The 12,051-nt window shown below is 60.1% G+C and carries 11 protein-coding genes, 1 tRNA gene and 1 pseudogene; 3 read left to right on the forward strand and 10 right to left on the reverse strand.

Annotated features, from left to right (window positions below):
- Positions 1–269: 269 nt before the first annotated feature.
- Positions 270–1,877 (forward strand): type IV secretory system conjugative DNA transfer family protein, encoded by a 1,608-nt coding sequence (locus J3E64_RS13345; RefSeq protein WP_253343515.1) that lies wholly within the window; start codon positions 270–272, stop codon positions 1,875–1,877.
- Here J3E64_RS13345 and J3E64_RS13350 read toward each other — a convergent pair.
- On the reverse strand, positions 1,862–3,058 hold the full coding sequence (locus J3E64_RS13350; RefSeq protein WP_253343516.1) for a hypothetical protein: 1,197 nt from the start codon (positions 3,056–3,058) through the stop codon (positions 1,862–1,864). The genes J3E64_RS13345 and J3E64_RS13350 overlap by 16 nt on opposite strands.
- 170 nt (positions 3,059–3,228) lie before the next feature.
- Positions 3,229–3,492: a hypothetical protein gene (locus tag J3E64_RS13355; protein ID WP_253343517.1), complete on the reverse strand. Its 264-nt coding sequence runs from the start codon at positions 3,490–3,492 to the stop codon at positions 3,229–3,231.
- A 59-nt stretch (positions 3,493–3,551) separates the two neighbouring features.
- On the opposite strand from J3E64_RS13355, the pseudogene J3E64_RS20855 reads away from it, so the two are divergent.
- Positions 3,552–4,520: pseudogene (locus J3E64_RS20855) on the forward strand (recombinase family protein); the annotation flags it as partial.
- On the opposite strand, the gene J3E64_RS13370 reads toward J3E64_RS20855, so the two are convergent.
- The 8 genes from J3E64_RS13370 to J3E64_RS13405 all read right to left on the reverse strand — a co-directional run bounded on the left by J3E64_RS13370 (position 4,425) and on the right by J3E64_RS13405 (position 10,259).
- Positions 4,425–4,847 (reverse strand): hypothetical protein, encoded by a 423-nt coding sequence (locus tag J3E64_RS13370; RefSeq protein ID WP_253343519.1) that lies wholly within the window; start codon positions 4,845–4,847, stop codon positions 4,425–4,427. The pseudogene J3E64_RS20855 and the gene J3E64_RS13370 sit on opposite strands and share 96 nt — an antisense overlap.
- 226 nt (positions 4,848–5,073) lie before the next feature.
- Positions 5,074–5,150 (reverse strand) — tRNA-Arg (locus J3E64_RS13375).
- Positions 5,151–5,225: 75 nt separating this feature from the next.
- On the reverse strand, positions 5,226–5,609 hold the full coding sequence (locus J3E64_RS13380) for a hypothetical protein (protein ID WP_253343520.1): 384 nt from the start codon (positions 5,607–5,609) through the stop codon (positions 5,226–5,228).
- A 104-nt stretch (positions 5,610–5,713) separates the two neighbouring features.
- On the reverse strand, positions 5,714–6,352 hold the full coding sequence (gene nth / locus J3E64_RS13385) for an endonuclease III (RefSeq protein WP_253343521.1): 639 nt from the start codon (positions 6,350–6,352) through the stop codon (positions 5,714–5,716).
- A gap of 5 nt (positions 6,353–6,357) precedes the next feature.
- Positions 6,358–7,122 (reverse strand): 4-hydroxy-tetrahydrodipicolinate reductase, encoded by a 765-nt coding sequence (gene dapB, locus J3E64_RS13390; RefSeq protein ID WP_253343522.1) that lies wholly within the window; start codon positions 7,120–7,122, stop codon positions 6,358–6,360.
- Positions 7,123–7,198: 76 nt separating this feature from the next.
- The gene (gene moaB / locus J3E64_RS13395) at positions 7,199–7,726 is read right to left on the reverse strand and encodes a molybdenum cofactor biosynthesis protein B (RefSeq protein ID WP_253343523.1); all 528 of its coding nucleotides are present in this window, start codon (positions 7,724–7,726) and stop codon (positions 7,199–7,201) included.
- Positions 7,726–9,522: a lytic transglycosylase domain-containing protein gene (locus tag J3E64_RS13400; RefSeq protein ID WP_253343524.1), complete on the reverse strand. Its 1,797-nt coding sequence runs from the start codon at positions 9,520–9,522 to the stop codon at positions 7,726–7,728. Before J3E64_RS13400 ends, moaB begins: the two co-directional genes overlap by 1 nt.
- The gene (locus J3E64_RS13405; protein WP_253343525.1) at positions 9,519–10,259 is read right to left on the reverse strand and encodes a uracil-DNA glycosylase family protein; all 741 of its coding nucleotides are present in this window, start codon (positions 10,257–10,259) and stop codon (positions 9,519–9,521) included. The genes J3E64_RS13400 and J3E64_RS13405 overlap by 4 nt, the downstream gene beginning before the upstream one ends.
- Positions 10,260–10,387: 128 nt before the next feature.
- Between J3E64_RS13405 and J3E64_RS13410 the strand changes: the two genes are divergently transcribed.
- Positions 10,388–12,040 carry an electron transfer flavoprotein-ubiquinone oxidoreductase gene (locus tag J3E64_RS13410; protein WP_253343526.1) on the forward strand — a complete coding sequence of 551 codons (1,653 nt, stop codon included), beginning with the start codon at positions 10,388–10,390 and terminating at the stop codon, positions 12,038–12,040.
- The last annotated feature ends 11 nt before the right edge of the window (positions 12,041–12,051 follow it).

Here is a 12,051-nt window from a genome sequence, read left to right on the forward strand (position 1 = left end):
CGCTGTAGAGGAAAGCCAAGCCGGGCGGCTTCGTCAGGTGACACCCTTTGCTTTACAGGAGTCAGCTATGTCTCGCATTGTAGGCAGTGGTAGCTGGGTCGTGACCGAAGAGGACAACTTCTGGGTTGTTATCTTCTGGGTCATCGTGGCCCTGCTGCTGCTGAAAGCCTGCTCTTCGTAAGAGCAGGCGGCGCGCAGCGCCTTTAAGGAGAAAGGCGGGGTCATTCCCGCCTTTCTTCATTTCTTATCCCCCGAGCATGAGAAATCCGATGATCGATCCCTCCCGCGAAGATTTGCGCTTTGGCGTGGCGCGCTGGGCGAACGATGCCGAGATTGAACGCGCAGGGCTATTCGATAAGGATGGCCTGTTCGCAGGCTACAAAGGCAATCGCGCCCTTTTCCTCAAATCCGATAGCCCCGGCATCGTCATTGCCGGGTCCGGCGCTGGCAAGGGCCGCGACTGGTTGATTGAGACGATCCTGCGCGGCGGCATGTATCCTATGCTGGTCTGCGATCCCAAGGGCGAACTGGCCGCCGTGACCATCGCCAGCTTCATCCGCTGGAAGGCCTTCGTCTATCTGTGGAACCCCACGCATCTGCACGGCATGGTCAGCCATGCGACCAACCCCCTTGATGTGCTGACGCTTTCCAGTTCCAACTTCCACAGCGATTGCGCAGATCTCGCCGACTGCATGATCCCGCTGGTCGGCAATGGCGGCAACACTGGCCATCATTTCGAAAAGAAGGCGCGCGAATGGATTACCGCGCTACTGAAATCGCTGGTCGAGCAGCACGGCTATGTCACCATGCCGATGCTCTGGCGCATGATTCAGGCGATCCGTTCCGACGCGAAGGTCTGGGCCAAGCAGCTAGAAGCGATGGACCGATCATGCTTCGGCGATGTCACCGCCGCCGGTGTCGATATCTGGACAGCGCAATGCCATTCGACCTCCAACGAGTTCGGGCTGATCTATTCGACGATCAAGGCGAATCTGTCTTTCCTCAACGATCCCACGCTATGCGCGGCGCTGGAGAAACCCGACTTCTCGCTGCGCGATCTCACATCCGATCAGCTTACCAGCCTGTTCCTGATGGTGCCGCGCCGGAATATCCCGCAATGGGCACCCGTGCTGCGGCTGATGTTCACCGTCGCCATGCTCTACAAGGCGCGCGCGCCGCAGGCCCGCCGCCTCACTATGCTGATCGACGAGGCCGGGCAGTTGGGCCGCTTCGAGGAATTGCTCAATGCCTTCACCATCGGGCGCGGCGAAGGCGTGCGCACGATCGCGGTGTTTCAAGACATCGATCAGATCGCCCGCAATTTCGGGCGCGAGGCCATCACCGGATTCATTGGCTCGGCGCAATGGCGCTGCTTCTTCGGCGTTCGCGATTATCCGACCGCGCAGCTTATCGCGCATATGCTGGGCAATGAGACGCTCGAATATGACGACCGGCTCCAGCAGCAGAATGCGATCCGGATGCAGCGCGAGGCGAAGCGCCGCTTCTTCCAAGGCGAAGACCCGAGGCAGGCCGCCTATGACTATATGCATTACCGCGAGGCATCGGCATCACGCGCCAAGATGCAGCGCGCACTCATGACACCGGATGAGATATTGGCGATGCCCGACGACCAGATGATCAGTTTCATCTCCGGGCTGGACGTGCCGCCGATCCTCGCCAACAAATATCCCTACTACACGACCAAAAGCCTCAACGGCTTGTGGTTGCCCAACCCCTATCATCCGCCGCTCGATCGTGTGAAGCTGCCCGGCATGTTCGGCGGGTCATGGCATCGGGTGATCACGGCCAGCGTGCCGCCGGAATTGGCGCATTTCCCGCAATATGCTGATGGCAGGATAACCTATGTCGAAGCATGAGCCGCATTTTCGATCAAAGTTGGCAAGTCGGCTAACCGGCCAACAATCTTGCTTGATTGTTCAGGCAATGCTTCCTTCAAAATGTGCGCGAACCGGCGATCACCTCGCCATAGATCACAATATGGCAGATAAAATGAGTGCATGATGTCGCCGCCCGCACTGCGCTCTGGCTTGTGGCCATCCCCGCGAAGCCCGAGGTTGGATTGCATGAAGACCGGGACGTATCTGGTGAAATTTTGCCAACACGGCACCTGAACCGCTAAATCCCTTCGAGACGCGAAAAGTTCGATCAAGGGGTCATCCAGTCCGAACTCCAGTGCCTCAGCTTGTGCAAGGCGCAGCATCTTGCCGCCAAAATCGGGAGCCATTTGTTCCAAGGTGCTCCGCATGAAATCAGATGAGAGAACCGACATGTCGATCCGGCTGAGGTTTTCGCGGCCCTCAACCATGCTGGCCTGCAATCTTTTCCCCATGTCAGAAATCCATGAAGGGAAATCCTTTTCACCTTCGTATCCAACAAAATAAGTCCGTATAAATGTCGTCGGTGTAGCCATAGCCGAAAACAATCTCGTCGCGCCCTCGGCAGGGGAAATTTTATCCTCTAAGACAGCAACGAGGGAACGCTGCACATCAGATACCTTCAAACCATATTTTTCGGCGAGTTCAGGTGCAGACACGTTGACCATTTTGGTGATATTCAGTTTGCGAACATTGGCCTCAATCGTTCGCCGCTGCTTGCGATTTACCGGGGTTATATCCGCTAGCGCTTCATTCAGTGTTCGCTGAAATCCGCCCTTGAGGTCATCCAAAGCATCCTCGACGTTTGGAAACCATTGCGCTTTCTCACTCAACGGCGATTCAAGAATGGGCTTGCTAAGGAGGTCATTCGCTGCGGCGGCGATCGCGAGTTCCCAGGCGATCAATCGGCCCGGCCAGATAAATGCATTTTTGCCGCAAAGCCTTTCCACTGCCTGGGCCTTGTGAATGGTCGTATCCGCGTGCGCTTCGTCGTACTGAAGTAATTCGCCCAGAACGGGCATCGAATAGGCAAACCTGACAAGACCATGCTCTTTTAAGCCCAAAAGGTTGTCGAACAGCTTTTCCGTTTGGCTATCGCCTTTTCCGCGCAGAACATCGCCGAAACGCGAATAGTCCGAAGTATCGAGATATACCGTAAGCATCTGGCACCCTTGGGATTGAACGCCGTTATAATGCGGCACACCGGAAAAGTCTCGACATTTTGTTCCATTTATGTTCTAATCTGCTCGCATAGCCGTAATAGCACCTTGATGCAGCCCGCCACCGAACGGGCTTTTTCGTGCCAAACCCCCAAGATGGGCGGGACGAGCGGCTAATCTTCCAGACAGATCAACATATTATGCCGCGCTGGCCTTGCCGTGCGCGGGCGAGGTTCCGCGTCATGCTCATATCCTATGAGGATTTTCGAAGCTATTTCGAAGCGCGCGGCATCGCGGAAGCCGTTGGCCGCGCCCAGCTTGAAATATTCGAGCAGATGCTCGATCTGTTCGTGATCGAGGGCCTTGAGGGCAAAGCCTCGGGAAAAGATGTCGATCCTGATTCCGATCCCGCCCTGCTTCCGATAGAATGGGATCAAATCCTCGAACTGATATTCAATGATGCCGCCGCAGATGCGCGGGCAAGAAAGAAGGAGATATGAGCAACCCGACCGATGGACAGAAGGCGGTGATCTACTGCCGTGTGTCCGACCCCAAGCAAAAGACCGATGGCCATGGCCTTGAAAGTCAGGAAACCATCTGCCGCGAATATGCGGGCCGCAACGGCTATGACGTGATCCGCGTCTTTCAAGACGATTTCACCGGGGCGCATTCCACCCGCCCGGCGATGAAGGAAATGCTCGCCTTCCTGCGCCGCCAGAAGCAAACCTTCTATGTGATCATCGACGATCTGTCGCGCCTTGCGCGCGATGTCGTCGCCCACCAGCAATTGCGTGAGGCCGTCAAGCGCGCGGGGGCGATCATGGTTTCCCCCTCGCACCAGTTCCGCGAAGACAGCGATGGGCGCTTCGTCGAAAATGTGCTCGCCAGTTCCTATCAGCACCAGCGCGAGAAGAATGCCGAGCAGACGCTCAACCGGATGCGCGCGCGATGCCTTGATGGCTATTGGGTTTTCCAGCCGCCGATCGGCTATCAGTTCGCCGAGGTCGTCGATGGCCGGGGCAAGAACAAGATACTCGTGCCCAAGGAGCCGCTAGCTTCGATCGTGCGCGAAGCCTTGCAGGGCTTTGCCACAGGCCGTTTCCAGACACAGGCCGAGGTGCAGCGCTATTTCGAGGATCAGCCGGAATTTCCGCGCGACCACAAGGGACGCGTCCACGGCCAGCGTGTTTACGACATCCTCCATCAGACGCTCTATGCGGGCCATATCGAAGTGCAGAAATGGAATGTGTCGTTACGCCCGGCCCAGCATCAGGGGCTGATCAGCTTCGAAACCTTCCAGAAAATCCAGCAGCGCCTTCACAGCAATGCGAAGGTTCCCGCCCGCAAGAATGTGGGCGAGGATTTCGCGCTACGCGGGTTCGTCACTTGCGGATGCTGCGACACCCGGCTCACCAGCTATTGGGCCAAGGGCCGCGCCAAGCACTATCCCTATTATCATTGCCCCAGCAAGGAATGCTCCGAATACGGGAAGGCCGTTCCCCGCGACAAGATCGAAGGGGAGTTTGAATCCATCCTTCGGGAATTGCGCCCGTCGCACGATATGTTCGTGCTGGCCTATGAGGTGTTTCGCAAGCTCTGGAATACCCGCGCCGAAGGCATCAAGACCCGCAAGAAGGAATGGGAATCGGAGGTCCGCCAGATCGAGGGCAATGTGACCCAGCTTATCGACCGGGCCATGGACGCGGAAAGCCCGACCCTCATCAAAGCCTATGAAAACCGCATCCAAGGGCTTGAAGCCCGCAAAGCGGAACTGCGGGAGCGGATCGCCCAAACGGGCCGAACGCCTAAGGACTTCGAGCGATCATTTAGAACCGCCATGACCTTCCTCGCAAACCCGCACAAAATATGGGTTTCCGGCGATTTCAGGCACAAAAGGCTGGTCCTGAAACTGGCCTTTGCCGACAAGCTCCAATATCTGCGCGGAAGCGGTTTTAGAACCGCCCTGACATCCTCACCTTTCACACTTTTATCCGACTTGTCGGGGGGAAGGAAGGAGATGGTGCACCCAAGAGGATTCGAACCTCTGGCCTCTGCCTTCGGAGGGCAGCGCTCTATCCAGCTGAGCTATGGGTGCGTGTAACGCCGGTCAGGGGGGCCGCTTAGCAAAGGCCGATGCCCGGCGCCAGCGTCAATTCACGCACGCTCCATCTTATTTCGCGGGCTTTTCCATCGGCTGGAACTTGCCCAAGCCACAGCTTGCACCGGGTTGGAGACCCGGACCGTTATTATATAGTACGGTGACGATGTCGACCGAACAAAGCTGCGAGAGGCTCGTCTTGTACGCAAAGCGCTTTTCGAAACCCAGGCTGGGACAACTGTTGGGCAGCGTGTTGCGATAGATTTTGCGGCTGTTCATCACGAAGTCGATCGTCCTGTCATCCCGCACATTGGTCGAGCGGATCGACGTGATCGGAATGCAGTCGGCCGGCTTTCCGCTGTTCACATAAGGGTCCGGAGCTTCTTTTGCGATGGCGGGCGCCATGCCGGCGGCAAGGGTTATGCCCGCGGCAAGACGAAACATGGAATATCTCATATCATCTCTCCTGTTCGTTACCGAATCGACGGCACGGAACTATCAATCCCGTCTTTTATCCGATCGTGCCTGAACCTCAGGAAAATGTCCGACGCTCCGATCTTTCAAGGAGCCGGTGTCTTTGTCTTGTACCGGCAAAGGTCCGCAACGGGGCAGCGCCAGCATTCGGGTCTGCGGGCCTTGCATATATAGCGTCCGTGCAGGATCAGCCAATGATGGGCGTCCCGCCGGAATGGCTGGGGCACACGCTTCTCCAGTTTCAGCTCGACGGCAAGCGGTGTCTTGCCGGGTGCCAGGCCGGTGCGATTGCCGACGCGAAAGATATGGGTGTCGACTGCGAAGCTTTCCTGACCGAATGCGGTATTCACCACGACATTGGCGGTCTTGCGACCGACGCCGGGCAGAGTGGTCAGCACATCGCGGTCCTGTGGCACCTGCCCGCCGAAATCCCTGACCAATATTTCGGACAGGGCGATTACATTCCTGGCCTTGGCATTGAACAGCCCGATGGTCCGGATATGCTGTTTCAGTCCGTCCTCACCCAGCTCCACCATATTTTGAGGGGTCGTCACGTCACGGAAAAGGGCGCGTGTCGCCTTGTTTACGCCGATGTCCGTTGCCTGGGCCGACAGAACGACCGCGACCAGCAGCTGATAATCATTGCCATATTCCAGCTCCGTCCGGGGAGCGGGATTGGCTTCGGCCAGGCGATTGAAGAAATCGAATATCTGCGCCTTGTTCATGCGCGTCAGAGCCCGAGCACGCCCTTCATGTCATAGCGCCCCGGAGGCTGGCGCAGCAGCCACAGCGCACCTTTGACGGCCCCACGCGCGAAAATGGAACGGTTTTCGGCGCGATGGCCAATTTCTATCCGTTCGCCCTCCGTCGCGAAGATCACCTGATGATCGCCCGCAACCGATCCGCCACGCAATGCGGCAAAGCCGATCGCCCCCGCCGCCCGCGCGCCGGTAATACCGTTCCGTCCCCGTTCGCTATGGACATGGAGGTCGATACCGCGCCCGCGCGCCGCCGCCTCGCCCAGCAGCATGGCGGTGCCAGACGGCGCGTCGACCTTGTGACGGTGATGCATCTCGACAATTTCTATGTCCCAGTCGTCGCCCAGACCGGCGGCCGCGCGCTCGACCAGCGCGGCGATCAGATTGACGCCAAGGGATGTGTTGCCGGTCTGAAGGATGGGGATGCTGGCGGCGGCGCGATCGATCATGGTGTGGTGAACAGCTTCCAGGCCGGTAGTGCCGATCAGCAGCGGCTTGCCGGCCGCGATGCAGGCATCGATGTGCGCGGCAAGTGCCGTTGGCACCGAAAAGTCGATCAGAATGTCCGCCTGCCGCGCCAGGGCGGCTGGGTCGCTGGAAACCGCCACGCCGGGCGCGATCTCGGCATCGATATTGCGGTCTGTGCCGCCCGCCAGGGCAAGGCCGGCGTCCTTGGCGGCAGTCGCGATCGCGTGGCCCATGCGACCCGCTGCCCCGTATATTCCGATGCTCGTCATGCTGCGCCTGTCCCGTCATCCGTTCGTTTCGCGCGGATGCCAGAGCAGGGACGCCTTGTCATCCCTGCATATGGGATCAACGTTCGTTGAGGCGCGGCATCAGTTCGACGAAATTGCAAGGGCGGAAGCGGCTGTCCAGTTGAGAGGACAATATGCCGTCCCAGGCGTCCCTGACGGCGCCGGTGGACCCGGGCAGGGCAAAGATATAGGTGCCGCGCGCAACGCAGGCCGTCGCACGGGACTGAATCGTTGACGTCCCGATGGTCTGATAGCTGAGCCACCGGAACAGTTCCCCGAAACCGGGTATTTCCTTGTCCTGCACTTGTGCCAGCGCTTCGGGCGTCACGTCCCTGCCGGTGACGCCGGTGCCCCCCGTCGTCAGGATGACATCGACGTCCGGATCGTCGATCCAGGCATGAAGGCGAGCGACGATGGCCGAGCGTTCGTCCCGCTCGATATGCCGGGCGGCGAGAATATGACCCGCCGTTTCAAGCCGCTCGACCAGGATGTCGCCGGACTTGTCCTCGGCCAGGCCGCGCGTGTCCGATACCGTCAGGACGGCGATTCGGACCGGCAGGAATGCGCGGCTTTCATCGATCGGCATCAATCCGTTCCCAGTGCCATCTCGGTCCCGGTCAGCGCGGTGCCATGATCGGATTTCGTCATGCGGACCAGCTTCACCCCTTTGGCGTTCGGGAAAGTCGGCCACAGTCCCTGAGCCATGCCGGTCAGGCATTCGGCAGCGCCCTTGGTTTCGATCTGGTACATCCAGTAGTTGCGCATCACGATGTTCACATAGGCGCGCGTTTCATAATAGGGCAGGGATTCCATGAACAGCAGCGGGTCGCCCTTGTCCTTCACTTCGCTGTTCCAGCGGGCGACGGGTTGCGGCCCGGCATTATAGGCCGCCATGACCTTGGGAAGCAGGCCACCTGTGGCACTCATGTCGCGCAGTGATTCCAGATAGCGCTGTCCATATTCCATGTTGGTAGAAGGCACGAACAATTGGTCCGCCGAAGCCAGCCCCATGTCGCCGCCGGTACCGGGGCGGACCTGCATCAGGCCGCGCGCCCCGGCGCTCGATACCGCCTTGGCGCGAAACCCTGATTCCTGAAGCGTATGTGCATAGACCAGCGCGGGGTCGACCCGCCATCCTCCGTCCGGACGCCAGTCCGGCGCGGGAAAGCGGGCGAAGCTGCCCGGTTGCATGCCCGCCGGACCATTATGTGCGAGCCAGAGCTGCGTTTCAGGCAGGCTGAGTGCGCTCGCCAGGCGAAGCAGCGCATCATATTGCGCCGCACCGCCGATCTTTGCCTGATGTCGCAGCAGGTCGTCTGCCTCGTCCGTCTCGCCGATGGCGGCCAATGCGATCGCAGCGCGTGCATTGGGGCTGTCCTTGATCTTCTGCCATTCGCTGCCGCCGAATCGCGCGCCGACCGACGGGCTGCCCAGCGGCATGCCCAATGTTTCGCGGGCAAGAAGACCGTAAAAGGTCTCGTCGGATTTTGCCGCCAGCTTGAGGTAATTTTCGACCTTCTCGGCTTCGCCGCAGACCATATAGGCGCGCGAAGCCCAATAAGCGCCGGCGGCGCGCATATCGGCATCGCCCGCCAGCGCGGCGACGTTGGCAAATGCAGGGGCTGCTGCGCGGCAGTCATTCTGCCGCCAGGACGCCAAACCGGTGGTCCAGTGCGCCTGCACGGTCCAGTCGCCGCCGACGCGCGGCTCGAGCGCGCGAGCGGCCATGCGACGGGCGCCGCCGTCATCATTTTCGATATAGTATGCCCAGGCGACCCGCTGGCGGACTTCTGCAAGGCCTTCGGGCGTCAGCGCCGCCTCGGCCGTCGTAAGCAGCCCTTCCGCGCCTGCGGGATCGTCGACGTCGACATATGCCTGAATTTTCGCGGCCAGAGCCTGTGCGGCGACGTCCGTCTTGGTTGCAGCCACATATTGGCGACGCGGCGCCGACCCCAGCCACACAAGTTTCTGGACCTGCGGCAGGTCCGGCAGGATGGTGGCGCCGCGCTTCTGTGCCAGGCGTGACAACTGATCCGCCTTTGGCAGCCACGATGCCTTGTTGATGAGGTCCAGCAGGTCGAACAGTTCGACCTTGGGCGAGTTGCGAGCGAGATACAGATCAGAAAGGGCCACCGCGCGCACGGCGTCCTGCGGATCGAGTGCCAGGATCATCGTCTTGGCATCGACCCATTTTTCCTGACGCAACGCTGCATATATCGTGCGGTAGCGGGCCTTTTCGCCGTCGCGCAGAGCCAACGGAGATGCGGAGTCCGCCTGCGCTGACAAGGCTGGCAGCGATTCGGTCGTTCCCGCCTGTGCGGCCGCTATTGTCGCGAATGTCAGTAAAGCCGTGCATGCTAGACGGGGGATGACACGTTTCACGGACGATTTTCCTCGATCAGGCTTTGCAGGATCTGCCAGCATTCCGCCTTCGCCGCGGGCTGACCGAGCAGCAGGCGCGGGTGGAATGTGGCAGCGGCATTCACAGTGCCGCCATCATGGTTAAAGGCGCGTAAACCGTCGCCTCGTTCGCTTCCGTCCGCCGGAAGCAGGGCACGGATCGTCCGATCGCCAAGCAACAGCAAACGGCGCGGCCGGGCGAGACGCACATGCAGTCGCATCCGGGCAGCAGCGCGATCCAGTTCCCGCGCTTCCACCATGCCGCCGGGCGGTCTGGCGAAAAATAGCGAAGCAATATGCAAGCCTGCGCGCTCATACCCCAGTGCGCGCAACATCGCATCGAACAGGGCGCCGGCACGGTCGGCCAGAAGATGGCCCGCATTCACATCCGCAGAATCCGGCATGTCCGTGATGATCATTAGCGGAGCATCGGCGGGCCCGATGGGCATGATGGGTGGAGAGGGCCATTGCCTTTCCATCTGGTCCGAATCGGTCTTCAGCCAGGCAAGGAATGTCTCGAAATCCTTGGGAAGCGTGACCGGGGCGGCGGGCGGAATTCCGCCCGATACCGCTCCTGTGCCTGCGTCCGTGCGCGCGGGAACGGGGCGCAGCCAGTTTACGGGCGCGTCGCCGACGGCCCCGTCCACACCGGCCAGCCGCCACCACGCCAGATAGGCGTCGGCAGCGAATGCCGCATCGTCCTGCAATAATCCCCGCATCACCTTGCTTGGGCCAGAGGTTGACGGCGGGGTCAAGAATCTTCATCGCCGGATATTGGCAAGACGTTGGACTAACGCGGCGACTGGAAACGGCAGGGTAGGGCCGTCGGGCGCCCATGGAGGGATTGATGAGCGAACGGGAATCGATGCCATATGACATCGTGATCGTCGGCGGTGGACCGGCCGGCCTGTCTGCGGCCATCCGGCTGAAGCAGCTGGCCAATGATGCGGGTCAGGAACTGGCGGTTTGCGTGCTGGAAAAGGGGTCGGAAATCGGCGCCCATATCCTGTCGGGTGCCGTGGTCGATCCCAGGGCGCTGGACGAGCTTCTGCCGGAATGGCGGGATCAGGGATGTCCGATGGCGGAAACGCTGGTGACCGACAATCAGCACTGGTTCCTGACCAAGAGCGGCAAGATGGCGATGCCGCATATCATGACGCCAGGCTGGATGCACAACAAGGACACCTACACCGGATCGCTCGGCAATCTCTGCCGCTGGCTGGCCGAACAGGCCGAGGGGCTGGGCGTCGAAATTTTCCCCGGCTTCGCGGCGGCGGAAATTCTCTATAATGAGGATGGCAGCGTTAAGGGGGTCGCCACCGGTGACATGGGCATCGACCGGGAAGGCAACCGGAAGGCAGACTATCAGCCGGGTCTGGAGCTGCACGCGAAATATACGTTCTTCGCAGAAGGCGCGCGCGGACACCTGACAAAGATCCTCAAGCGCCAGTTTGCGCTGGACGCCGATTGCGAGCCGCAGGTGTACGGCATCGGCATGAAGGAATTGTGGGATATCGATCCCGAACTCCACCAGCCCGGCCTGGTCATCCACACCCAGGGATGGCCGCTGACGGACGCTTATGGTGGTGGCTTCCTCTATCATCAGTCGAACGGGCAGGTGGCACTGGGGTTCGTGGTCGGCCTCGGCTACCGCAACCCGCATCTTTACCCGTTCGAGGAATTTCAGCGGTGGAAGCAGCACCCGACGATCCGCAAATATCTGGAGGGCGGCCGTCGCGTTTCCTACGGTGCGCGGGCGATCAACGAGGGCGGCTGGCAGTCGATCCCGAAACTGGTATTCCCCGGCGGTGCGCTGATCGGCTGTTCGGCCGGTTTCGTGAACGTGCCCCGCATCAAGGGTACGCATACCGCAATGAAGTCGGGCATGCTGGCGGCAGAGACCGCGTTCGAGGCAATCCAGCAGGAACGTGCGCGCGATGTACTGACCGACTATGAGGATCGGCTGCGGTCGAGCTGGATCGCTACCGAACTTCAGCTTGTGAAGAATGCGGAGCCGCTGCTCGCCAGGTTCGGCGGGACGATCGGCACCCTGCTGGCGGGCATCGACATGTGGATGCGCACGCTCAAGATCGGGCTGCCTTTCACGATGAAGCATAAGCCGGACAATGAGAAGATCTGGCGCAAGGACGCGTGCGAGGAAATCGTCTATCCCAAGCCCGATGGCGTGATCAGCTTCGATCGGCTGTCGTCGGTATTTCTGTCCAACACCAATCATGAAGAGGATCAGCCGGTCCATCTTCAGCTCAAAGATCCGACGATCCCGATCAGTTACAACCTGCCCCTTTATGACGAGCCGGCACAGCGCTATTGTCCGGCTGGCGTTTATGAGGTGGTCGGTCTGGACGAAGGTGAACCCCGGTTTCAGATCAACGCGCAGAACTGCGTCCATTGCAAGACGTGCGACATCAAGGATCCGACCCAGAATATCAACTGGGTCGTGCCCGAAGGCGGCGGAGGACCGAACTATCCGAATATGTAAGCGCCTGATCC

Origin of the sequence: Sphingobium sp. OAS761 (assembly GCF_024168485.1) — a bacterium.
Lineage (GTDB): Bacteria > Pseudomonadota > Alphaproteobacteria > Sphingomonadales > Sphingomonadaceae > Sphingobium.

Excerpts from the sequence above, each read along its gene's own strand:
- J3E64_RS13345 (WP_253343515.1), top strand. The coding sequence starts at position 270 with ATGATCGATCCCTCCCGCGAAGATTTGCGCTTTGGCGTGGCGCGCTGG.
- J3E64_RS13350 (WP_253343516.1), bottom strand. The coding sequence starts at position 3,058 with ATGCTTACGGTATATCTCGATACTTCGGACTATTCGCGTTTCGGCGAT.
- J3E64_RS13380 (WP_253343520.1), bottom strand. The coding sequence starts at position 5,609 with ATGAGATATTCCATGTTTCGTCTTGCCGCGGGCATAACCCTTGCCGCC.
- nth (WP_253343521.1), bottom strand. The coding sequence starts at position 6,352 with ATGAACAAGGCGCAGATATTCGATTTCTTCAATCGCCTGGCCGAAGCC.
- dapB (WP_253343522.1), bottom strand. The coding sequence starts at position 7,122 with ATGACGAGCATCGGAATATACGGGGCAGCGGGTCGCATGGGCCACGCG.
- moaB (WP_253343523.1), bottom strand. The coding sequence starts at position 7,726 with ATGCCGATCGATGAAAGCCGCGCATTCCTGCCGGTCCGAATCGCCGTC.
- J3E64_RS13405 (WP_253343525.1), bottom strand. The coding sequence starts at position 10,259 with ATGCGGGGATTATTGCAGGACGATGCGGCATTCGCTGCCGACGCCTAT.
- J3E64_RS13410 (WP_253343526.1), top strand. The coding sequence starts at position 10,388 with ATGAGCGAACGGGAATCGATGCCATATGACATCGTGATCGTCGGCGGT.